A 23081-nucleotide genomic window follows, 5' to 3' on the forward strand; every position below is an offset into this window, starting at 1 on the left:
ATGAATGTAATTGCTGTTCTATAAATGGATTGTTACATACTCGAAACAAGTAGGAGATGGGAATAGTGATAAAACGACAAGCATGTGTGCCGGAGTTGTCAGTGTCGGATATAAACCAGAGTCTTTCATTCTATTTGGACATTCTTTCGTTCAAGGTGGACTACCAACGTCCAGAGGATAAATTCGCGATGATTTCGATAGATGATTGTCAATTGATGTTGGAAGAAACGAATGAATACTGGAAGACAGGTGAACTGGTTTATCCATTTGGGAGAGGAATTAACTTTCAAATACAAGTCAGGGAAATCGATGAATTACATCAGCGTATAAAGAAACATCAGTATCCCATTAAGATGGAGATTCAGGAGAATTGGTACCGGGCAGATTCGGTATTAATCGGACAAAAAGAATTTTAATCATGGATCCTGACGGGTATTTATTAAGGTTTGCGGAACATCTGGGGATTAGGAAATTGGAAGATCATTCACTTTTGAAGAATATGGATAATAATTGAATCAGGTGTGTTGACAAATACACCTGATTCAATTATTATATATTTATCTTGAATTAAAGATAACTTAAATGAAAATATTCAATACGAGGAGATTTTATAAAATGAATGTATTAGTAGTAAAAGCAAACAACCGTCCGGCAACAGAAGGAATCTCAAGTAAAATGTATGAAACGTTCATGGCTTCATTAGAAGGCAAAGACGTAAACGTAACAACTTATGATGTATATGAAGAAGATACTCCATACTTTGGGCAAGAACTATTCAATGCTTTCGGTAAAGTACAAACAGGTGAAGAATTAACAGACGTTGAATCCCGCCTATTGGCTGCAAAACAAAAAGCGATGGATGTAATTACAGCTGCAGACGTAGTAGTATTCGCCTTCCCATTATGGAACTTGACGATTCCAGCTAAATTGCAAACGTTCATCGATTATGTGTACACTGCAGGATTCGCATTCAAATATGATGAAAATGGTAACATGGTGCAATTGATGCCAGACAAAAAAGCGATCTTCCTAAGCGCTCGCGGCGGAATCTACTCAACACCGGAAACAGCACCGATGGAAATGGCTGTTACTTACATGCGCAACGTATTCGGTGGCGTATTCGGAATGAAGATCATCGACGAAGTCATCATCGAAGGTCACAATGCAATGCCTGATAAAGCACAAGAAATCATCTCTGCAGGTCTTGAAGAAGTAAAAGCTTCTGCACAACGTTTAGTCGAACTAGCTGCAAAAGCATAATATCACGGAAAACGGCCAACGAAGCTTCTCGCTCGTAGGCCGTTTTTTTATTAATTTTGTAGTTCCGATAGGTTTGTTATTTCCTGAAGTAGTTTAGGATGTTTTGCTTTTGAAAGGGATGGTACAATTTCTTCTTCAGTATGCTGAAAAAATTGAATGCTGCCATCTTTGAAAAAAATCATATCAAACTGTTTATCAGACGTATCAGTTAAAGAAACGGCATAACTTTGATGTTGATTCAATTCTTCGATGCTTTCATTAAATTCTTTACTGGGCGATTGGATGACCTTCATTTGGTTCATCTTATGTACCAGGCCAAGGATCTTTTTCTTATCCGTAATCACTTTTTGCTTTGCTTCGGAAGTTCCGCCATTTCCATCAATAGGTTGTATGGACAAAGATGTATATTCATTAGGACTCGGTATATCCAATACAATATATTCGCTGTTCTTTTCCTTGTTAGCACATCCACTAAGAAAAACTAGGCTAATGAATATATAGAACAAAATCCTCCTGCTTGTCATACTAACCACCCTTATAAACACTTATTTTTACCATTTGAAATTAATGGTAATGCATACAGGTGTTTATTTCAAAGGAAATTTAATAGGTAACGTACTGTACATATTCCTATATGAAAAAACAGGCTGTAATTGATGAGAATCACTCTTTATAATTACAGGTACTATCCATGAAGGGGTGTTCGATTTGTTCTTAAAACTTACAAAAGACCAACAGCAATTAATGATTTCCGATATTCAATATTTCTTTTCACAAGAAAGAGATGAAGAAATCACGGAGTTTGCCGCAGAAAGAGTATTGGATTTCGTCAAAGAGTCACTTGCTCCTCATTTCTATAACGCTGCCGTTCATGACGTTAAACATGTAGTGGAACAACAATTTTCTTCCGTGGAAGATGAAATTTTATCGTTGGAACGCCCGATAAAAAGATAAAGGAATGCCAAAGAGTGAATCTGTTAAAGGGTTCACTCTTTTTTTGCGAAGGAGGGAAAGGATGATGGAGGAAGTAACGATTGAGGAATACAATCCTAATTGGTCTAAAGAATTTAACGAAGAAAAAATAAAATTACAGGAAATTCTGGATGACAGAGTTCTATCTATTGAACACGTTGGAAGCACATCTGTTGAAGGGTTGGGGGCTAAACCAATTGTAGATATTGCCATCGGAATAGCTGATTTAGAGGTCGTAAATGGTTTTATTGAACCTTTAAAAAAACTTGGATATGAATCCGTTTACCATAAAGAGTTTCCTGAAAGACGTTTTTTTAGAAAGGGTAAATGGCGAGCGGGTACACATCATTTGCATTTCTATAAATTTGAAGGAGAGCACTGGAACAATCAAATACTGTTTAGAAACTTTTTAAGAAATAATCATGATGTTTTAAAAGAATATCACGAATTCAAAGTTGATTTAGCTAATAAATATCGTTTTGACAGAGTTTCTTACACCGAAGCAAAGGCCCCATTCATCCAAAAAATTTTATTAAAAGCCAAAAGAGAACAAATATAACCTTGTTCAACTAAGTGGTGCTTACGTTGAATATGGATTTAAAACAAAGATCTTAAATTGTCGAAAAAAAGGCATCTCCCTTTTTCGGAAAATTCCCTTGGAGTAATCTTCCAACCTAAACTCTTTTGCCCGCGAAACTAGTGGAATATATAGAGTTCACTGGATGATCACGCAAAGTTGATTGGAACGGAAGGTACGAGACTCCTGCGGGGAATAAGGTCTAGGGGAGACAACGCAGGCGAAGCCGAGGAGGCTCACCGCCCGCCCGCGGAAAGCGAGTGCCTGAAGTGGAAATCAACGTTCTCATTTTTTTTTCAATGGATTTGTCTACAGTCTGAAAGGATCTTAAATCAGATCCTTATTTATCATTTATCAAGAATATTATTTAACATACTTTTTTTGCATAGGGGACTTTCTTACCCCATATATGATCACTAATGATTTTGTAAAAAAATAATCCCACTAATTATATAAATTATTTGTCTCATGCCTAATAACTATTAAACCTTATAGAGTAAGCTCTTTCCTAGTCATTTAGCGATTCATTTCGAAGACACTGATTCTATGACTGTGCATAATTATTGGTATTTTCTGATATATACAGTCAATATATGAAATGGTAATATAGCATTATTATTGGATAATTAAATATATTATGTAATCTTGTATTTATTTTTCAATTAGTTAATGTGTGAAAAAATAGTATAGGAGTTGAAAGATGTTGAGTATAAGTAGGCTTTCGCGTTCTGAAATAATAGCAAAAGCGTCAGGAATCTATGAAGAGGCCGTGAGATTAAGAAGAATGATTCATGAAAACCCTGAGCTTGGGTTTGAAGAGCACAAAACGGCTGAAATGATTGCGGATTATTTGAAAGGGCTTGGAATGGAAGTGACTACGGGAGTTGCCAAGACAGGTGTTGTTGGTCTTCTTCATGGGGAGCAGGAGGGACCTGTGCTTGCTTTCCGGGCTGATATCGATGCGTTACCGATCCTGGAGAAAACGGATGCAACGTTCAAATCAAAAAATCCTGGAGTTATGCATGCATGCGGACATGATATGCATACTGCTATGTTACTATCTGCCGCTAAAATTTTATCCCAAAATACCCAACATATTTCGGGTACGATAAAATTCATTTTTCAACCTGCCGAAGAGATGTTGGGCGGGGGAGGAATGATGGTCGATGAAGGTGTGTTAAGTAATCCTCCGGTTGATCATGCCTTTGCTTTTCATGTATGGCCTGAGTTAGCCACTGGAACATATGGATTCAGGAATGGTGCAATCATGGCAAGTATGGATTCCTTTGATGTTGTCTTAAAAGGGAAACAAGGCCACGGGGCAGCACCTCACCAAGGGGTCGATGCTATTGTAGGCGCGGCTCATGTAGTAACGGCCCTCCAAACGATTGTGAGCAGGGAAACCGATCCGGTTGACTCTGTCGTTGTTACAATCGGGACGATAGAAGCGGGAGATGGCTATAATATCATTCCTGAAAAAGCTAGTTTTAGAGGAACGGTTCGGACTCTTAATGCGAATACTCGCAAGGAAGTGGCGACTAGTATTCAGCGCATCATTGAGGGTGTAGCCTCGGCTCTTAAACTAGAAGTTGAAATCAATTTTAACTTTTCAGTAGGATATCCTGTTACCATAAACGATTCGACTTTCAATGAACATGCTGCTGCTATTGCAACGGACTTATTTGGCGAGGATTCTGTCCAATGGTTGAGTAAACCAAGTATGGCAAGTGAAGATTTCGCTTTCTATTTGGAGAAAGTCCCTGGCTCTTTTGTTTTCTTAGGAGTAGCGGAAAATCCTGAAAATCCAATGAAGCTGCACAGCGATGTATTCTTACCTGACGAAAAAGCAATGATTCAGGGGATTTCATTGATCGTCGGCATAGCCTTATATACGACTGAAAAAGTTCAATAAATTGTAGAAGAAAAGGAGTGATACATGTGCAAGAAAACTCTCTTCGTAGCTGGAAGGTTCATTTGTTTGTTTTGGTATTAGTCTGTATAACCGAATTCATTGGCGTTAAGACGTTTGACATCGGGATTGGAGCCATCGCCTTATTTCCGATGTTGTATGCATTAATTATTGGCGCGGTCATTAGTTTACCTTCTTTTAAAATTTTGAAAATGAAGGAAATGAATGTTGCGGCCAATATATTAGGGATATCATTCATGCTGTTTGTAGCCAAATTGGGCATGTTGATGGGACCATCCTTGCCGCAGATATTTGATGCGGGACTTGCCTTAGGTTTTCAAGAGGTGGGGCATTTCGCAGGGACAATCCTATTAGGGTTACCGATTGCATTACTGCTTGGAATGAAAAGAGAAGCAGTCGGTGCCACTTTTTCGATTGATAGAGAGCCTAACCTAGCCATCATTGCAGAAAAATATGGCTCTGATTCACCTGAAGGCCGTGGAGCACTAGGCGTATATGTTTGCGGTACTTTGTTTGGTGCCTTATATCTGTCTGTGTTAGCAAGCTTTTTGGCTCAAACTGGTTGGTTCCATCCCATCTCACTTGCCATGGGCGCAGGAGTGGGATCAGGTAGCATGATGGCTGCCATGTCTGGAGCGTTAGCGGTGATATTCCCGGAATCTGCTAAGGATATTGCCGTATTTGCCGGAGCGGCCAATTTAATTACCACAATCTTGGGGACGTACATATGTGTATTCTTCTCCCTTCCTTTTACAAACTTTTTATACAAAAAACTAGAGCCGATATTGGGGCGTAAGACAAAAGCGAATTGAAAATAAGGTAGGGTACGAAAAGGGGGAAGCTAGATGAAAGATAAAATCTTGACGTTTATAATCATTGGAATAATAGCCCTTATGGGAAATTGGATTGGATATGATGTTTCACCTATTGATGCATTACCTGGCATGATCATTATTGTTGCAGTAACGATAATAGGGTTCTTTTTGGCTAAAATCAGCCCCGTTAGACTTCCGATTGTCATATGGGTTTCTATGTTGGCACTATTGATTACCACACCCATTTTTCCCGGAAACGCTAGTATCATCAAAGTAACCGAACAAGTGAATTTTATGGCGTTGGCGACACCCATCTTGGCTTACGCTGGTCTTTCTTTCGGGAAAGATTTAAAAGAGTTCAAACAATTAGGTTGGCGCATTGTCGTAATCTCACTCGTTGTCTATACAGGCACGTTTATTCTTTCAACCGTAGTGGCGGAAATCAGTTTTAGATTAACCGGCAAATTCCATTAAGCTCATCTAATGAATCGGGCACTTTTTCTGTAAAGCATTTTTAAGAATGAAAAAACCACTCCTGGATATTCTATGAACGAAAGGGGTGTAGCTCATGAAAAAGCGTGACAAACATGAAGAAGAACCAATCGTAGCTGATGGTATCACCACCCAAGAGGAGCTGGACGAAAGTGCCACTCCGGAGGAAATCGCAAAAGGGGACTACACAAAAGTCGTCACACTGTCACTGGATGAAAATGATCCGAGTTAAAAGCTTGGGTCTAATAGAAAAGGAGTTTGGATACGCATATCCAAGCTCCTTTTCTTCGTCCATTTTCCTAAAATACACGTCAACTCAAAGAAGAATGTTGATCATCATAGGCTTTAGACCAATGAAATGGTTGTATTTCCTTCAATGTTTTAAATACAAGCCTCTCATCTGGATGAGTAATAGCTGCCTTTAGATCAGAACCCCAGTAAAGGAGTCTTTCCTGACATACCCCACAAGGAGTTAGAACTTTAAATGTAGCCTTTTCGTCATCTCTTACAACACAAATAGAATGTGTGATTTTTGTATGAAGCTTATGTGCTTCAAGGATTGCACCAGTTTCCATACATAATTCTGTAGATGCATTGATGACCTCTGGAGCAACACTTGTCAAGATTTTACCATCTTCAGTGTACATAGCTGCTGCACCGCCCCAACCAGAAGGGTATCTATTTTTAATCAGTTCAATAGCAGCTTGATACAATCTTTCTTCAATGTTCATTCTTGTTCCTCCCCATTACGATAGACAATTTACTGCGACTGAATTAACCCAATTGTTTAAGAGTCTATACGTCCAATGGTATTATTCAATTTCTGACGGTATTTATCCTTCCAAGTTTGCTCATCCTTCACTAGTTCGTCACAGAAAGAAGCGACGTCCTCACCTGTAAGGTCAGTGACTTTCTTGCTTTCCGCTGCACCCTCTTCGAAAAGATCAAGAATACCGGAAAAAATGCGATTAGTACCTTCCCAGTCGGTGGGAGCATCGCCAGCGGTCCACATATACTCTTGGATAGCTTTATAAGCGTTGTGGTATTCACTTGGAAGAGCCTTTGCCCGAGCCTCCAGCGCTTTCCATTCCCGCTTCTCATCGAAACTTCCCATTATTTTTTCTAAAAAGCTCATAATACTTCGCCCCTTTCAATCTGTTTGATTTCATTCATTTTACTTGAAACGAATTCCCATTTTGTCCAGAAGACTTGCAGCTTTTCTTTACCAGCTGCATTGAGGGTGTAAAACTTCCTTGGTGGTCCCATCGTGGATGGCTTTTTTTCGATGTCTACCAGATTGTTTTTCTCAAGCCGCATCGTAATCGTATAAACAGTGCCTTCCACTACATCAACGAAGCCAAGTTTTTGTAGTTGTTGTGTAATTTCGTAGCCATACGTTTCGCCCCGGCTGATGATTTCAAGTACACAACCTTCCAGCACCCCTTTCAGCATTTCTGTCAGATTTTCCAAAAGAATTCACCTCATATGTTGGTTGTTTTACGAGTTACTAATTAGTATTACTTACTACCAGTATATAGTAACACATAGTAGTGATATGTCAAGTTATTCCAAATGTGAATTGAAAAAAATCTTTAAAACTTTATTGACAGCTAAAGTGTATTACACGTATAGTACATGTATAAGGTGTATGAACCACTTAATACATACACTTGTAATCAAGTGTGAAATCAGATTTTTATTAAATATAGGGGTGGTTTAATGAACGTTTCGTTTAATGCCCGGGAGCCGGTTTATTTGCAAGTGGTGCGGCATTTCAAAGAACAAATCGCCATAGGTGAGTTAGTTGCGGGACAGGAAATCCCTTCGCGTCGGGAATTGGCGGCAACTCTGAATATCAATCCAAATACGGCTCAAAAGGCGTATAAAGAAATGGAGGAACAAGGTTTGATTCATACAGAAAGAAATTTCCCAAGCCGCATCACTACGAATGAAGAGATGCTACACGATGTCCGGCAGGAGCTTATCTTTGCCGCAGTAGATTCTTTTGTAGAGGCCATTCGTCCCATTAATGTACCAGTCGAGGAGCTGCTTCAGGTCGTGAAAGAAAAATATGCAAAAGAGGGGGCAGAGAAATGATCGAAGTAAAGCGAATCTCTAAGAAATACGGCCGAAAAAAGATCTTGGATGGGATGTCTTTTACCGCGAACAAAGGAGAAATCACCTGCCTGATTGGGATAAATGGGGTAGGGAAAACGACGACGCTGAAGGCCATTATGGGATTGACGCCGTTTCGTGGAGAAATCTTGATTGATAATGAGAAAATCAATACAAAGAGTTATGAAAAGATCACCTTCATTCCGGACGCTCCGATTATGCTTCCGCAAATGACAATCAAGCAGGCGATGGTCTTCATGAACGATTTCTATACGACATGGAATCAGTCACGAGCCAATGAGTTGCTGGATTTTTTCAAACTGGAGGAAAGCACAAGGATTTCTGATTTATCAAAAGGGAACACGGCAAAGGTCAACCTGATGCTGGGGCTTTCTCTTGATGTCGATTATGTATTGATGGATGAACCGTTTTCCGGCATTGATATATTTAGCCGGGAACAAATTGCCGATGTGTTTGCAAGCCACCTGATTGAAGACAGGGGAGTCATCATCACGACCCATGAAATCGGTGATATTGAACATTTGATCGACAAGGTCATCTTGCTTGGAAACGGGAATGTCCTGAAAGAGTTCAATACAGAAGAAATGCGTGAAGAGGAAGGGAAATCTGTAGTTGATGTAATGAGAGAGGTGTATCAAGGATGATGCGTTATATGAAGCTAGTCAATTTCGAAATCAACCGTTTTAGTAAAATCTATTTTTCCTTGTTGTTGATCACGATCCTTTCTCAATTTGCGGCAGTGATTATTAAGGTACAAGGGTTTTTGAACAATGCTGACCAAACCATGTTGGAAGAAAAATTAACCGAAGCCGCTTATATAGAAACTTTTGGCGGAGTAAACTTTAACTCGGTTTCAGGGTCGCTTTGGTTCTTAGGACCGATCTATTTTTGTGCCGTTGCCCTTATTTTCTATATCTTCCTTATTTGGTACCGTGACTGGTTCGGGAAAAATACCTTCATCTATCGTCTGTTGATGTTGCCAACCACAAGATTGTCCCTTTACCTTTCTAAAGCAACAGCAATTTTCTTGATGGTGCTCGGATTGATTGCCTTACAATTGATCATTCTTCCGATGGAGAATGCCCTGTTCCATTCGATGGTGCCCGAAGCATTCTTAACTGAGGAAATGGGTATAATGAGCATTCTTCAAACCAACCAAATTTTAGATATAATCATTCCTAGTTCGTTCACGCAATTCCTCCTATCGTATGGAATTGGACTTATGATTATGTTGGTTGTATTTACAGCCATTCTGCTTGAAAGAAGCTATCGAATTAAAGGGATTGTGTTGGGAATTGTGTATTGCATACTTGCTGGGGCATTATTAATATCCCCAATATTGTTTGAAGAGTTTATCTATCCGGCAGAACTCTTCGGCATGTTCATCGCACTTGGTCTTATCATTTCAGCCGTTTCCATTTGGTATGGCTCTTGGTTATTGAAAAAACGTGTAACCGTATAAATTCATTTAACAATAAAAGGAGAGTGAACAGGGTGAAACGATATATTAGCAGCATCCTCATCATCGTCGTTAGTATACTTAGCATCGGAACGTATTATGCTCAAGTAACTTCCTACGCTTCAAACCTACCCGAACTTACATTCAAAACGGTAGAAGGAGATGAAAGGGAATTACATTCAATCATCTTAAATGGATATTATGAAGAGGGAAATCTAAGTGAATCCTTTTCAGTTGATTCCGGTAAAACTACCTATCAAAAAGAACGTTCTTTTTTCGAACGACTAGATGGACATATTAATCCTACTTTTGAACGATTAGAGAAAGAGTATCGTTCCTTCATGCGCGGCAAACAATATTTTGATACGTATTATGAAGACGAGGATAACTTGACCTTCGTAACTACGAAAATGAATGAAGACAATAGCAAGTTTTACCCGAAATTCTACATTGATAGTTTGGAAAAGAAAGATAAGGAGGTAAAATCGTTCGAGATAGATCTCCCAGATCAAGATAAATATGATGATATCGTTATAAGGGATGTGCAATTCGCTCAATCCAAATTACAAATCATCACTCAAAATGATTTGATGAAGAATGAAGGTAAGGTTGAAATTCACCACTACACCATTGATTTAGCTGGAAAAAAAGTAGTCAACGATGAAACAATTTTGTCCGAAACATTTGATTCATCCAATCAAGGACATTTCGCCATGCCGTCCAAGGTTGATGGGAAACCCAATAACGTTTTTGTAATAGCGCTAGTGAAAGGCAGTTATTCCGAAGAGGGAGAATTCACGGAAAAAGTAGGGGCGAGCTCCCTGTTCTCCTATCATTATGACAAGAAGACACTAGAGAAAATCAAGCTACCGAAAGATTTGGCTATCACCTATGAAAACATGGAAAGTTATTTTTCCTACGATGAGGAGAATCTCTACATGACAGGGTTGGAGGAAGAGAGGAGTCGTATTTTCACCTTTGATCTCGAAAAACAAAAATTAATAAATGAATTCAATCTAAACGCTGTTGATTTTGCTGAAATAAAGGATGGACGTATCTTTGTAATGACCGCAGACGAACTGCTCATTGCAGATGCGCTGACAGGAAAGACTCTCTATAAAGCAAAATTGGGACTCGAATCTGATGACCAAAAGAAAGATAAGAATCCTATCATTCAATTGTATGATGTCTACATCAAATAATGAGCTCGCTGAAAACTCCCCTTTTATGAGGGGAGTTTTCATTTTAGAATAAAGGTTAGATGAAAGGATGATTGAAAAAACAGTATCGTATTCAACTAAACTGGGCATCTTGGATTTATAATGAATTATAGATCATTAACTAAGATAAATGGCATGATATTACAGAGGGGAGTGGATCTAGATGTTGAAATCATATTTTAATCACATTCCTTGTATAAGAGATAATTGGGACGAAATCCAAACAATGTTTACTGAGAATTGAATTCCTCCAAAGACTATTCTGTTAAGAGAAGGAGAAATAGCAAGTCGTTTATATTTTATAAGTCAAGGGTGCTTGAGATTATGGTTCAATGATGACGGAAGAGATATTACCTTTCAATTTTTTTTCGAACAACAAGAGGTATCTTCCTTTGTTTATCCTGAGCAATTAAGAAAGAAAATATAAAAAAGAGCGAACACCTTTTGAGTGTTCAATCTAATCGCAGCTGTGTATTTATACCAATGGATGCGGTACATAAAGTTCTTCTAAACTCTTAATCTCTTCAGATGTCAATTTAACTGATAAAGCCGACACTGCATCTTCGAGATGGCTTATCTTGGTCGCCCCAATTATCGGTGCTGTGACCTCTTCCTTTTGTAACAACCATGCAAGTGCGACCTGTGCGCGTGGAATACCTCGATTCGCAGCAACCTCTGCCACTCTTTCAGCCACTTTACGATCGGCTTCTTCTGTCTTGATAAACAGGGCCTTTGCTACTTCGTCATTCTCTGATCGAGAGGTCTGCTCATTCCAATCTCGAGTTAATCGACCTGCAGCAAAAGGTAAATATGGCGTAACACCAACTCCATCATCTTTACATAAAGGCAGCATTTCTCTTTCTTCCTCTCGATAAAGCAAATTAAGTCTATTTTCCATTGAAATGAAACGAGTCCAACCGTTACGTTCCGCCACATGTTGAGCTTTTGCGAACTGCCAAGCTGACATGGAGGATGCCCCGATATATCTTACCTTTCCTGCCTTAACTAGATCATGTAGTGCCTCCATTGTCTCTTCAATCGGTGTGTTAGGATCCCATCGATGGATTTGATACAAATCGATGTAGTCTGTACCCAAGCGTCTTAGACTATTATCAACTTCCGTCATTATCGCTTTGCGGGAAAGCCCCATTGCATTTGGACCTTTACGCATCGGAACGAATACTTTTGTAGCAATTACAACTTCGTCACGGCGAGCGAAGTCCTTTACTGCTTGTCCAAGAATCTCTTCACTTGTGCCGTCAGAGTACATATTTGCAGTACTAAAAAAGTTTATGCCTAATTCAAGGGCTTTTTTTATGATTGGTCTGCTTTTTTCTTCATTTAGTGACCATGGCGCATTTCCTCTTTCAGGTATTCCGAAGCTCATGCTTCCAAGACATAGTTCTGAAACATCCAAGCCAGACTTGCCGAGTTTTATATATTCCATTTGTATAACTCACTCCTTCTGTAATTATCACCAACATCACCATGGAAGTTATGCCTCTCATTCGAAACCGTGCCTGTAGAACCGCTCTCATCAAGAAGAACAAGGCTCACCGGATGACGAGCTGCCTGTTGAACTGTTCCTGTCCCTTCAAAATTGTTGAGGTCTGTTGCAGTAAAGCCCTGGCATACCGCATTGACCTTGATACTTGTTGATTCAAGTTCAATAGCAAAAGCAAGCTTTATGACATTAAGAGCAGCCTTTTTCCCTTTATCAAAATTTCGTGATCCAACAAGGACAGTGAATCCGTGTGCCGCAAGATCATTTGAGATTTGAAGACCAATCACTGGCACCAGTAACCAAGGCGACTGGTTTATTATGCATTGTTAAACTCTCCTTTCTGCATGCGACTTTTGTCGTTAAAGATAAATTCTTTTAACATATCAGCCATTCCACTTTAGGTTGACACGTCAACCTAATTACACTTTACCACCTTGTGGTTGACACGTCAACAGTGTTATACTCCGTTTATGAACAAAAAAATGATAAGTAAAGAAGAAATGCAAATATGGCATATGTGGAAAAGTTCTTATAAGAACATTTTTGGAAGCGTAGTAAAAGACATGTTCGAGAAAACTGGGCTATCGGAGGGTGACTTTGGTATATTAGACCGATTGGATCTTTATGGTAGACTACGCCAACAAGAATTAGCAGACTCGATGGATTGGACCAAGAGTCGTTTATCCCATCATTTAACTAGAATGGAAAAACGCGGACTTGTTTTAAGGGAACCAATAGAAACTGAGCGAGGAGTCCAGGTAATCATTACTTCGGTGGGAAAATTAGCATTGGATGATGCCCGCCCTGTAGTTTCCATGGCTATACGCGAGTATTTTTTAGATTTATTAACCGAACAAGATATTGAGTCGATTACTAATCTGGCGGAACGAACAAAAGCATAGTCTTCCATCGGCTTGTAAAGCCCCACCATCTTAATTGTGTTTTTTGATGTTTTTTAGACGATAGATAATAAAAAAGCTGATTTTCCTAATTTGGAAAATCAGCTTTTTTACTCTATGAAGAAATGTACTTAAGCTATCCTGCCCCGTTAGTTTAAGTGTAACATTTCACTAACAATACCACCTTACTAAAAATCAACCCTTACCTTTAACAAAGCCATTATTTTTAATTATCCTTATGAGGGAAGTTATTGTCATGCCATCTTAGACTCAGTTAAAAGGGGACTTGCTAAAGCAAGGCATGACATTGACGTCATACATTTAGATCAGGATCAATTTAAACCAGTCATGACAGCGGATGATTTATTAGCATTTAGAAATAAAAAATCCATCGACTCACATGCTATCGAATATATACAGCGCATAAAAGAAGCCGATCATCTGGTTTTTATCTTTCCTATTTGGTGGGAATTAATGCCGGCTTTAATGAAAGGATTCATTGATAAAGTCATCTTTCCAGGAGAAACCTACGACTATACTAGTTCAGGTTACGGAATGGTTACATTGATGGATAATCTTATATCCACTACAGTGATCACTACGATGAATACACCTGCAATCATGTATAGGCTAACGTATGGTAATGCCATTAAAAAGTCACTTATAAAAGGAACGCTAAAGAAATCAGGCATTAAAAATGTAAAGTGGTTGAGCTTAAATATGGTAAAAGCTAGCTCTAGTGAAAAAAGGGGAAAGTGGCTTGAAAAAATAGAAAGAAGATTTACAAGTATAAAGTAGAGCATGATTATAAGTGAAGGAACCGCTGGGCTTGTAAAAGGGGGAAACTACTAATTTCTTTGATAGAGAAGGAGGCTAAACTTTGGTACTTTAGCATTCTGAGAAAATAACATCAATAGGGGCCCTTCGGTCAATCTACAAAATCGGTTCCGTTATAGGAATCGACTTTGTAGTTGAATATATTTAGTAGATAATATGGCCTGCCGGTTTCTAATAAGTGTTGTGAAACGAATCATCGCCTAGCTTAACTATTTTTCGGTAACGAATCGTTCAACTTCATCTGATAAAAGATCGGTATCCCATGGTATCCAGTACCATTGTTCTCCATCGAAGAATAAGGGGAACGTATAGGCGATCGGTTCTTCGGTATAAAATGCAAGTCGATAGGTGATAGGATCTCCTTGGGTGGTATTCGGGTTAAAGCTGGAGTTCGTTTTTCCTTCTTTAAGTATTTGTGTTAAGTCTTGAATCTCTTGTTTTTCCGAAATTGTATGGATGAGTACAGGATGATTATCTTTACCCTCTTTGTATATATCTATTTGATTGATAGAATCTTTTTCGATGTCTTTGTATTTGCCCCGAAATGTTTGTTTTTCCGATACTTCATGATAGATTGCATACCCATTGATTTCGTCTTTTGTCTGAATTGCAGCGAATTCAGGCTCTCCTTGTATGGCGAAGACCTTCGTTCCCTTTTCCCAGAATGCGGCGTCACCTTCTTTCGTCTTGTAATCGACATCGTTAACATGATCAGCGACTTTGAATTTCACTTCTCCTATTTTCTCACCGATGGAGGCCGAATCAGCAATGATACCAGAATATATCCTTTCATAGTGATTGCCGTTGATTTTAACGAAATCGACCCAATCAATGATTGATTGGGAATTACAAGAGACAAGGAATAAACTGCATACTAACAACCATAACCATTTTTTCATCAAGACCCCTCCGTTTGTAGGAATGACTGCTTTGACCGATAAAATATTGATTTAGACTGATAAACCCCTAATTTGACCGATATATTCCGATTTAGACCGATAAATGTGTAAAACTGACCGATATAATGGCAAAATCACTTCATTTAGTCGCTCGCACGAACCAATGGCCACATCCGCACTTCTAACTTTTTAGCGAAATGTAAGATGGGTTCGGTATTTTCAACCGGAATGCCTTGCTTGCTCAGCATCGTATTCACTTTGATTTCCGCTTCGGCTTGCTGAAGCGGCCATGGCCGATGGAGGATATCGCAGCGAAGGGGTACCTCGTTTTTGTTGAGCGTATATAAGCAATAGCGCTCAGTGAGCCATTCATTGAAAGTACCTTTTTCGGCAAGAAAGGGATTTGAAATGGGCTTGTATGTACACTCAAATTCATGATTACCACTTCTTCGCTTGCTTTTATAACCAATGACATCCCCATTTTTCTGCACGGACATATCTGCATGCTTGTACGGTAAGTGGTATACAGTTTGAGCAGTCCTCACCGCAAGTAAATTGGACGCATCCAGACTAAAGAAAAATACGCCGGGCTTTCCATCAACCGTGACATAAGTCCGGACGTTGAGTTCCGGAAATCGATCCGTGCCTGGAACGGGAGGTAGCCCTCGTAATCGAATGTCTGTCATATGAAACGGGACGACACCTATCCATCCCATGCCGTCAAAAGAATCCAATGGCAGTACATCCGGTACTAACTTCCGTAAGACTTCGATTTTTATAGGATAATGGACAAATAATAAATCATTCCACGTCTGTTTCATCGTCCAGGGTAATCGTGGCAGCGGCCAAAGACGATGACTGACATCCCACGGGTCTTTGTTGAAACCATTATCGCTTTCCATGCTGTTTTCCTCCAATCCTTTCAATGAGATCATGTTCTTTCCACTTGTTGCTAGTCTTCATTTCATTTATGCTTAAGATTCCAGTTACTGGTATTATAACAAGGCTAAACGGTTTTCGAAATATAACATAAGGAGGAGGGCACATGATTCACCATATTGAAATAAATGTATCCAACTTAAAGCGAACAGTGGAGTTTTGGAGTTGGTTTTTGGAGGAGATTGGTTATCGTCCTTTCCAGGAATGGGATGGCGGGGCAAGCTGGAAAATCGATGACATGTATATTGTATTCGTCCAAGCAGAGAAACGGTTTCTTGATATTCACTTTCACAGGGGGAGAGTGGGGCTTAACCATTTGGCTTTTCATGCAAGCTCACGCCAGGAAGTGGATGAGATGACGCATAAATTAAAAGAACAGGGAATGCCCATTCTTTACCCCGACAAGCATCCGTTCGCTGGTGGGAAGGACCATTATGCCGTATTCTTCGAAGATCCCGATAGATTGAAAGTGGAATTGGTGGCTCCTGCTGAATCCATTTAAGGATGAGCAAAATGATAGTGGTGATACGAATAAGGATTACCACTATCATTTACCGGGGCTGATAAAGACTCCACCTCAATTGTAATGGCGTTAATCAAGACAAAAGCCCCAATGACTTGAATCCACCCTCCCACCAACAAGATCATTTCACCAATTTCCGTTTGTTCCTGTAAGATGAAGATATTACCGATTGCGACTAGGAAAGAGCCCAATGATATGAGGCTATTACCTGTAATATTGAGAGACCTAAACGGAGAGTCCTCTGAAATATAGCCTCCGTATGCTTCGAAAGCGGCGCCAGTTCCTTGGATGCCACTACCTAGGGTATCAATTATCGTGCCTTCTTCCTCTTCGCCACTCAGTTCAATGCTGATTCCGACTGAATTTCCCGTATTCCCTGCAGCTTCAAGCCAGGCACCGAAGATGGAATAAATTTGCGATAGCTGTTGCTCTTCTGGGTTGAACAGTTTCGTTCTCCCGATGGCTTGTAGTGAATTGCCAAACGCCTCGATACCATTGCCCTTAACAATTAAATCCTTTCCTAAATCGGAACTTGTCAAGGATTGTTGGGTCTGCCCAATCGCCTCTACAACCGATCCTATACCCAATATCCAGGCTCCTGTAATAAGGAGGTCTTCTCCACTTGTACTCATAGTTGAATGCTCCTCACAAGAAGTTACATTATGTTATTCATGGAAGTGTAGTTTGTGTCCATGTAGCTTTTTGTTAATGGATAATATTATACTTTACAATTCTTTTTCTACGAATATAATTTCGGAAAAGCGGAATAATTGCCAAAGAAATTCCGTTATAACGGAATTTTCCGAGAAAGCGGAAAGAGCTTCCTTTCGGTTTCCTTCTTCAGGGTACAAACAAAAGTGACATTAACCCTATATAAATTTTCAATTGTTTTTCATAAAGTCAATACAAACGTAGTCTTGCATAAAAATTCTGTGTATTAAGGGGTTCTTAATAAAGTTGGCATATTTTATGCAAGTATAATAGCGAGCATTACTTATGAAAATATAAAACATCAGGAGGTGTTAATGTGAAATGAGGTAGTTCATTTCAAAGAAAGAAGTAACAAAAAAATTTATAAGGAATTGTTAGTTTTGTACGAACAGCTATTGGTAGATTTGTCGGATCATTTAGTAATAAGTTGCTTACGGTTATCAAAGAAACCCTTATTTGAAGTAAACCAATTCTATTGGTGCTAGCGTATTAGAGAGATAAATAGAAAACTTATATTAGATTCAAAAAGAGTAATTACTTTACTGGAGGAAGCAAAATGGTTAAGGATAAAGTCGTTTTTATTACAGGTGCAGCAAGTGGCATCGGACATCAAATCGGAATAGAATTTCTTGGAAATGGAGCAAAAGTGGTTTTTACAGATATTAATGAAGAGAAACTAGATGAAGTAACGAAAGAACTGAGATATAAAGGATATGATTGCATAGGTCTTAAAGTAGATGTAACGAAAGAAGAGGATATAAAAAATGCAATTGATGCAACAATAGAGAAATATGGAAGATTAGATGTACTCTTCAACAATGCCGGCTTACAATATATATCCCCTATTGAAGAGTTCCCTATAGATAAGTTTGAATTCATGATCAAAGTGATGCAGATTGCACCATTTGTTGCGATGAAGCATGCATTGCCATTCATGAAAAAGCAGGGAAGTGGAAGAATTATAAATATGGCATCTGTTAATGGATTGATAGGCTTTGCAGGAAAAGCAGCATATAGTAGTGCAAAGCATGGGATTATTGGTTTAACCAAAGTAGCAGCTTTGGAAACAGCTGAACATGGTATAACCGTGAATGCTATCTGTCCTGGCTATGTGGATACACCACTTGTACAAGGCCAGTTTGAAGACCTAGCTAAAACACGTAATGTACCTTTAGAAACCGTTAAAGAAGACGTATTATATCCACTAGTACCACAAAAACGCTTACTAGATGTTAAGGAGATTGCTGATTATGCTTTATTTCTAGCTAGTGATAAAGCGAAGGGGATTACAGGTCAAGCAGTTGTTCTTGATGGCGGATACACTGCGCAGTGATGCAAGATACTATACTCGACATCAAGGGTAAGTAAAATCTATTTATTAGAATGGAGAGGTTCTTTATGGAAAGGGCGTTGAGAACGTATGATAATAGGCCAACAAATGATAAATCAAAGGTGGGTATTCGTGCCATAATTATTGAAATTATTATGCTTTTTACATATGCATTTTTTGCAGTTAGCTGGATTGCTGGATCCATCTTAACCCCCCAAATAATGGAGCACTTTAACATAGAAAGTTTCTCAGCCGCAACACTATTATCGAATGCTATAACTATTGCGAAGATCATAGGGAATTTACTAGCAGCATGGTTTTTAGTTAACTTTAACCCTAAAAAAGCAATAGGTTTTGCATCATTACTTATTGTAGTAGGTTCAATTTCTGCTCCTTTTGTTAGTCAGTATTGGATGTTTATTATTCTAAGATTTGTGATGGGATTTGGTGGTGCATTATTTATCGTATACTTTGGTCCTATTGTTATTAAGTATTTTTCACCTGAACAACGTCCTATAATTAATGGGATTAACAATGTTGCCTATAATATAGGTAGTATCATTGCAATGTTAGCTGTTTTACCAGTATACAATTGGTTATTGACATGGCAAAGTAGTTTAATATTTTTCGCAGCATTCAGTGGTATTCTATTAATTCTTTGGTTGATTGTGGGGGAAGATTTTAATCTTAATAAATCCTCAAATTCTTCGCTAGAGGTTAATCAAGAAATCTATACTTTTAAAGATGGTTTAAAAGATAAATTCAACTATACATTTGCCTTTACTTACTCGGGCTTACTTACTCTTTATATCGTTATACTAAGTATTTTCCCTGTAGCAGACTTTACAGCAATCGATTCTGCTTTATTAAGTGCAACTGTCGCATTTGCAGCAATTGCCGGTTCTGCAGTAGGAATTCTACTAACCAAGAAAATTAATAGAAGATTACCGGTTTTACGCTGGTCTGGATTATTTATGACTGCAGCAGCATTTATTATGATTCTAACTCATTCACCAGCTTTGTCGATAGTAATGGCAGGGGTCGTAGGTTTCCTCATGTTCTTACCAATTACAGCGCTTGTAACGATACCTCAAGAATTACCGAATATGACCCCTTCCAAGTTAACTGTCATTATGGGATTCTTCTGGTCCTTCTCTTACATCGTTGAAACCATTGCATATTATGCTATCGGTGTGGTGATTGACCTTTCTGGCTTTAAAGCAGGTTTAATAGTGGCAGTAGTCTTGAGCTTAACCTTCTTTATTGGGTCTTTCTTGCTACCTGAAACAGGTAAGAGAAAATTAATAAAAACATGATGAAGTATATGCTTCTTTATAAAACACACAATCTAGTTTTATAAATAACGTGTTAATCTTGATTAATCATTAAAAACTTTCTTCTACTTTAATTTTTGAAGCATTTGATATACCTTTTTTAATAACAATATTTAGACACTTGGTTATTAATTCAGAATATTCATAAAAATTAAGAAGGGAATATGTGGTAAGAAATCGGAAAAACCTTGCCACATCAACTCGGTAAATGCCCGAAAAAATAATATTAGGAGGAAATCGTGATGGATATGAATCTTGTTAAGAAACAAAGCTTTAGAATTGATCGTTTTACTTTTGAAGATGGAAAGTCAATACCTGTTGAATTAGGATATGAAACATATGGGAATTTAAATGAAGATAAATCAAATGTAATACTAGTCAATCATTATTTTAGTGGTTCTAGCCATGCAGCTGGTAAATATAATCCAGATGAAACTGCATCTGGATATTGGGACGGGTTAATTGGTCCTGGGAAGGCGGTCAATACAGATAAATATTTTGTTATTAGTACTGATAACATAGCAAATGTACAAGCCAAAAATCCAAAGGTTATCACAACAGGACCTAGAACAATTAATCCAGAAACAGGTAGAAAATATGGCTCGGATTTTCCGGCATTTACATATAGAGATGTGGTGAAAATTCAACATGAATTCCTAACAAAACAATTAGGGATTGAAAAGTTATATGCTGTAATGGGAGCTTCTGCAGGTGGCTTTATGAGCTTTTACTGGGCAATTCTTTATCCAGAAATGGTAGAAAGAATGGTAGGTGTTATTACTAATCCTCAGAATCCAGTTCATACTTCATTTAATGTCTGTCAACATGCGATGCGTGTGCTTGAACTGGATCCAAAATGGCAAGGTGGAAATTATGAGGATGGAAACGAACCTGAGGAGTCCCTACGTTTAGCGGTCCAAATGATGAATGTTGGAGCATATACTCCTGAATTTTTCGAAGAGACATATAAACGTGATAGTACTGAAACGGGAACGTATAAAGATATTACAATAAAAACGGCCTATGAAAATCAATTATATGAAGCAATTAAGGTAGGGTCAGCATTAGTTGATGCAAGTCATTGGTACTATACTTCCCGAGCAGTAATGATGCATGATATAACTTATGGAGATCAATCGTTCGAGGATGCTCTTAATAAAATATCGGCAAAAGTATTATTAGTATCAAGTACAAGTGATATACTGCAACCAACCATCTATAACCGTCAAACAATTGATATCATGAACACGCAAGGAAAAGATGCAGAGTTATTTGAAATTGAAAGCAAAAAAGGGCATATGGCTGGAATTTTTGATACGCATTTATTTAGTGATAAAATTAGTGGCTTTTTAAAAGATTAATAAATATTTTAATAAATATTTTAATAAATCCGCACTCCGGTTGTTTGTAAAAAGAAAACAATTGTATGTGCGTTTTTTTGTTTTTTCTTCCATTTATACACAAGTAATTGCTAATATAGTTTGATATAATAATGGTAATGAAAAAGTGACAGATTAGGCCTTTGAGGAGTAAAAAAATATGAAAACGCTTCCGCGTGAGTGGCTAGAAGAAATTATAAATTTATTAAATGAAAGAATAGTGGTTGTTAATCGAAAAGGTATTATCTTATATATGGATAAGGCATATTGTGATTTCATTGATACAACTCAAGATGAAGTGATTGGATTACCAATTCAAGAGGTTGTTGAAAATTCACGTATGCACATTGTAGCTCGGACTGGAAAAGAAGAGATACAAGAACTTCAGCCAATAAATAATAGTGTAATGGTTGCCAATCGTTTTCCTATTGTTATTGATGGAAATATAGAGGGAGCAGTAGGAACGGTTATGTTTTCTGACCCTGAAAAATTAAGGATGTATAGGAATCATATTCAACAGTTGGTTAACGATATAAGATATTATCGGTCAGCAGCTGAAAAGAATATGAAAAGCAAGTATACATTTCATGATTTATTAGGGGAAAGTCCAGTTTTTAAGAAATTGAAAGATTTTGCAAAAGTTATTTCGGGAAATGATTCTTCCATATTAATAACAGGGGAATCAGGAACCGGAAAAGAATTATTTGCAAATGCCATTCATAATAGTAGTTTTCGTGACCAGAATCCTTTTGTGCCAGTTAATTGTGCTGCCATACCTGAGGAGTTATTAGAATCAGAACTATTTGGATATGAAGATGGAGCTTTTACAGGTGCAAAAAAAGGTGGCAAAAAAGGACTTTTTGAAATTGCGAACAACGGTACTATTTTCCTTGATGAAATTGGGGACATGTCATTGTCTATGCAAAGTAAGTTATTAAGAGCATTACAGGAAAGAGAAATACTTCCTGTTGGTGGACAAAAAATCATCTCAATTGACGTAAGGATTATTGCTGCAACTCACCGAGATTTAGAGAATATGGTGAGGGAAGGAACGTTTCGACAAGATCTATTTTATCGAATAAATGTAATTAACATAGACATTCCTCCGTTAAGAATGAGAAAAGAAGACATTCCTTTATTATCAGAAATGCTAATTAGGAAATTGGAAAGGAAATTTTATCGACAAAATGTAGCTATCTCCCCTGAAGTACTGAAAAGATTCTATCAACATACATGGCCAGGTAATGTACGGGAACTTGAGAATGTCCTTGAACGAGCAATCAATGTATTAGAAAATAAAACAATAGAACTACATGACTTGCCGTTATATTTAAAAGAACCAAAATTAGAAGATACTTATACTGTTAAACAGAAAACAAAAAACAATCATAATCAATTCATCGTTACTTCCATACCGATACAACCATTAAAAGATACAATGGCTACAGTTGAAAGACAGGCGATTAAAGAGATGCTGGCATTTACAGATGGAAATAAACTAAAAGCAGCCAAGCTTTTAGGGATTGCCAAAACGAGTTTATATGATAAGTGTAAGATGTATGATATTAAATAGGCGGGGTTTTGAAATGGGATTATTGTTTAACACAAGAGAAAATAAGAAAAGAACAAAACAGAGTGTGGTTCGCAATATTATAGTGGCAGTAGTTATGGCGGTCCTTTTAGTAATGGCCTTATTCGATGGACTGGATTCTTTCTATTTAAAGCTGGTTTTCATTGTAGCAGGTATAAGTTCGATTATAGATGGGGTTGTAAGTTATAGATTAAGAGAGAATAGAAGGGTCTACCTTATAGATTTCGGCTATGCTCTATTATGGTTTGTTTTATCATTTTTGTACTCATCTTAG

Annotated in this window: 28 protein-coding genes; 19 read left to right on the forward strand and 9 right to left on the reverse strand. The window is 38.0% G+C overall.

What is annotated here, in order from left to right; all coding sequences use genetic code 11:
• Positions 1–65 precede the first annotated feature (65 nt).
• Together ACIQXN_RS13835 and ACIQXN_RS13840 are read left to right on the forward strand one after the other, a co-directional pair.
• A complete protein-coding gene (locus ACIQXN_RS13835) occupies positions 66–416 on the forward strand; it encodes a bleomycin resistance protein (RefSeq protein ID WP_402967351.1) in 351 nt (116 codons plus the stop codon).
• 199 nt (positions 417–615) lie between these two features.
• Positions 616–1260, forward strand: a complete 645-nt coding sequence (locus ACIQXN_RS13840) for an FMN-dependent NADH-azoreductase (protein WP_402967354.1) — start codon at positions 616–618, stop codon at positions 1258–1260.
• 50 nt (positions 1261–1310) lie between these two features.
• Here the strand turns inward: ACIQXN_RS13840 and ACIQXN_RS13845 are convergent, their stop codons facing one another.
• A complete protein-coding gene (locus ACIQXN_RS13845) occupies positions 1311–1784 on the reverse strand; it encodes a hypothetical protein (protein ID WP_402967357.1) in 474 nt (157 codons plus the stop codon).
• A 184-nt stretch (positions 1785–1968) separates the two neighbouring features.
• Between ACIQXN_RS13845 and ACIQXN_RS13850 the strand changes: the two genes are divergently transcribed.
• From ACIQXN_RS13850 to ACIQXN_RS13875, 6 genes are all read left to right on the forward strand, one after another.
• Positions 1969–2214, forward strand: coding sequence for a DUF2164 domain-containing protein (locus ACIQXN_RS13850; protein WP_402967360.1), 246 nt, complete (start codon positions 1969–1971; stop codon positions 2212–2214).
• A 61-nt stretch (positions 2215–2275) separates the two neighbouring features.
• A complete protein-coding gene (locus ACIQXN_RS13855; protein WP_402967363.1) occupies positions 2276–2791 on the forward strand; it encodes a GrpB family protein in 516 nt (171 codons plus the stop codon).
• 718 nt (positions 2792–3509) lie between these two features.
• The gene (locus ACIQXN_RS13860) at positions 3510–4721 is read left to right on the forward strand and encodes a M20 metallopeptidase family protein (RefSeq protein ID WP_402967366.1); all 1212 of its coding nucleotides are present in this window, start codon (positions 3510–3512) and stop codon (positions 4719–4721) included.
• Between the two features lie 26 nt (positions 4722–4747).
• Positions 4748–5551, forward strand: coding sequence for a DUF3100 domain-containing protein (locus ACIQXN_RS13865; protein ID WP_402967369.1), 804 nt, complete (start codon positions 4748–4750; stop codon positions 5549–5551).
• A 33-nt stretch (positions 5552–5584) separates the two neighbouring features.
• Positions 5585–6028, forward strand: coding sequence for a hypothetical protein (locus ACIQXN_RS13870; protein WP_402967372.1), 444 nt, complete (start codon positions 5585–5587; stop codon positions 6026–6028).
• A gap of 94 nt (positions 6029–6122) precedes the next feature.
• Positions 6123–6278 (forward strand): hypothetical protein, encoded by a 156-nt coding sequence (locus ACIQXN_RS13875; protein WP_402967375.1) that lies wholly within the window; start codon positions 6123–6125, stop codon positions 6276–6278.
• Between the two features lie 79 nt (positions 6279–6357).
• On the opposite strand, the gene ACIQXN_RS13880 is transcribed toward ACIQXN_RS13875, so the two are convergent.
• From ACIQXN_RS13880 to ACIQXN_RS13890, 3 genes are read right to left on the reverse strand one after another with little or no spacing between them, the layout of a single operon-like run.
• Positions 6358–6777 carry a cytidine deaminase gene (locus ACIQXN_RS13880; RefSeq protein ID WP_402967378.1) on the reverse strand — a complete coding sequence of 140 codons (420 nt, stop codon included), beginning with the start codon at positions 6775–6777 and terminating at the stop codon, positions 6358–6360.
• A gap of 56 nt (positions 6778–6833) precedes the next feature.
• Positions 6834–7181 (reverse strand): DUF1048 domain-containing protein, encoded by a 348-nt coding sequence (locus ACIQXN_RS13885; RefSeq protein ID WP_402967381.1) that lies wholly within the window; start codon positions 7179–7181, stop codon positions 6834–6836.
• Complete coding sequence (locus tag ACIQXN_RS13890) at positions 7178–7516, reverse strand: PadR family transcriptional regulator (RefSeq protein ID WP_402967384.1); 339 nt, start codon at positions 7514–7516, stop codon at positions 7178–7180. The genes ACIQXN_RS13885 and ACIQXN_RS13890 overlap by 4 nt, the downstream gene beginning before the upstream one ends.
• Positions 7517–7765: 249 nt before the next feature.
• On the opposite strand from ACIQXN_RS13890, the gene ACIQXN_RS13895 reads away from it, so the two are divergent.
• The 4 genes from ACIQXN_RS13895 to ACIQXN_RS13910 are packed head-to-tail and all read left to right on the forward strand — an operon-like array spanning position 7766 to position 10843.
• Positions 7766–8143, forward strand: coding sequence for a GntR family transcriptional regulator (locus ACIQXN_RS13895; protein WP_402967387.1), 378 nt, complete (start codon positions 7766–7768; stop codon positions 8141–8143).
• On the forward strand, positions 8140–8826 hold the full coding sequence (locus ACIQXN_RS13900) for an ABC transporter ATP-binding protein (RefSeq protein WP_402967390.1): 687 nt from the start codon (positions 8140–8142) through the stop codon (positions 8824–8826). The genes ACIQXN_RS13895 and ACIQXN_RS13900 overlap by 4 nt, the downstream gene beginning before the upstream one ends.
• 8 nt (positions 8827–8834) lie before the next feature.
• Positions 8835–9644 carry a hypothetical protein gene (locus ACIQXN_RS13905; RefSeq protein ID WP_402967393.1) on the forward strand — a complete coding sequence of 270 codons (810 nt, stop codon included), beginning with the start codon at positions 8835–8837 and terminating at the stop codon, positions 9642–9644.
• 32 nt (positions 9645–9676) lie between these two features.
• A complete protein-coding gene (locus ACIQXN_RS13910) occupies positions 9677–10843 on the forward strand; it encodes a hypothetical protein (protein WP_402967396.1) in 1167 nt (388 codons plus the stop codon).
• A gap of 493 nt (positions 10844–11336) precedes the next feature.
• Here the strand turns inward: ACIQXN_RS13910 and ACIQXN_RS13915 are convergent, their stop codons facing one another.
• On the reverse strand, positions 11337–12308 hold the full coding sequence (locus ACIQXN_RS13915; RefSeq protein WP_402967399.1) for an aldo/keto reductase: 972 nt from the start codon (positions 12306–12308) through the stop codon (positions 11337–11339).
• The gene (locus ACIQXN_RS13920) at positions 12296–12652 is read right to left on the reverse strand and encodes a Rossmann-fold NAD(P)-binding domain-containing protein (protein WP_402967402.1); all 357 of its coding nucleotides are present in this window, start codon (positions 12650–12652) and stop codon (positions 12296–12298) included. The genes ACIQXN_RS13915 and ACIQXN_RS13920 overlap by 13 nt, the downstream gene beginning before the upstream one ends.
• A gap of 276 nt (positions 12653–12928) precedes the next feature.
• On the opposite strand from ACIQXN_RS13920, the gene ACIQXN_RS13925 reads away from it, so the two are divergent.
• Both ACIQXN_RS13925 and ACIQXN_RS13930 read left to right on the forward strand, forming a co-directional pair.
• Positions 12929–13267 (forward strand): MarR family winged helix-turn-helix transcriptional regulator, encoded by a 339-nt coding sequence (locus ACIQXN_RS13925; protein ID WP_402967405.1) that lies wholly within the window; start codon positions 12929–12931, stop codon positions 13265–13267.
• A 219-nt stretch (positions 13268–13486) separates the two neighbouring features.
• Complete coding sequence (locus ACIQXN_RS13930; protein WP_402967600.1) at positions 13487–14062, forward strand: NAD(P)H-dependent oxidoreductase; 576 nt, start codon at positions 13487–13489, stop codon at positions 14060–14062.
• 248 nt (positions 14063–14310) lie between these two features.
• On the opposite strand, the gene ACIQXN_RS13935 is transcribed toward ACIQXN_RS13930, so the two are convergent.
• Together ACIQXN_RS13935 and ACIQXN_RS13940 are read right to left on the reverse strand one after the other, a co-directional pair.
• Positions 14311–15000 carry a hypothetical protein gene (locus ACIQXN_RS13935; RefSeq protein WP_402967408.1) on the reverse strand — a complete coding sequence of 230 codons (690 nt, stop codon included), beginning with the start codon at positions 14998–15000 and terminating at the stop codon, positions 14311–14313.
• Positions 15001–15143: 143 nt separating this feature from the next.
• Entirely contained in the window at positions 15144–15902 is a 759-nt protein-coding gene (locus ACIQXN_RS13940; RefSeq protein WP_402967604.1) for a YqjF family protein, read from the reverse strand.
• A 143-nt stretch (positions 15903–16045) separates the two neighbouring features.
• Between ACIQXN_RS13940 and ACIQXN_RS13945 the strand changes: the two genes are divergently transcribed.
• Complete coding sequence (locus ACIQXN_RS13945; protein WP_402967411.1) at positions 16046–16441, forward strand: VOC family protein; 396 nt, start codon at positions 16046–16048, stop codon at positions 16439–16441.
• On the opposite strand, the gene ACIQXN_RS13950 is transcribed toward ACIQXN_RS13945, so the two are convergent.
• Positions 16438–17094 (reverse strand): DUF6944 family repetitive protein, encoded by a 657-nt coding sequence (locus ACIQXN_RS13950; RefSeq protein WP_402967414.1) that lies wholly within the window; start codon positions 17092–17094, stop codon positions 16438–16440. The genes ACIQXN_RS13945 and ACIQXN_RS13950 overlap by 4 nt on opposite strands.
• Before the next feature lie 635 nt (positions 17095–17729).
• On the opposite strand from ACIQXN_RS13950, the gene ACIQXN_RS13955 reads away from it, so the two are divergent.
• The 4 genes from ACIQXN_RS13955 (at position 17730) to ACIQXN_RS13970 (ending at position 22789) form a co-directional block, all read left to right on the forward strand.
• Complete coding sequence (locus ACIQXN_RS13955) at positions 17730–18506, forward strand: 3-hydroxybutyrate dehydrogenase (protein ID WP_402967417.1); 777 nt, start codon at positions 17730–17732, stop codon at positions 18504–18506.
• A 65-nt stretch (positions 18507–18571) separates the two neighbouring features.
• The gene (locus ACIQXN_RS13960; RefSeq protein ID WP_402967420.1) at positions 18572–19819 is read left to right on the forward strand and encodes an MFS transporter; all 1248 of its coding nucleotides are present in this window, start codon (positions 18572–18574) and stop codon (positions 19817–19819) included.
• A gap of 266 nt (positions 19820–20085) precedes the next feature.
• A complete protein-coding gene (locus ACIQXN_RS13965; protein ID WP_402967607.1) occupies positions 20086–21198 on the forward strand; it encodes an alpha/beta fold hydrolase in 1113 nt (370 codons plus the stop codon).
• Between the two features lie 178 nt (positions 21199–21376).
• Positions 21377–22789, forward strand: a complete 1413-nt coding sequence (locus ACIQXN_RS13970; RefSeq protein ID WP_402967423.1) for a sigma-54 interaction domain-containing protein — start codon at positions 21377–21379, stop codon at positions 22787–22789.
• Positions 22790–23081 lie beyond the last annotated feature (292 nt).

This window comes from Peribacillus sp. NPDC097295 (assembly GCF_044761665.1).
Taxonomy (GTDB): Bacteria; Bacillota; Bacilli; order Bacillales; family DSM-1321; genus Peribacillus.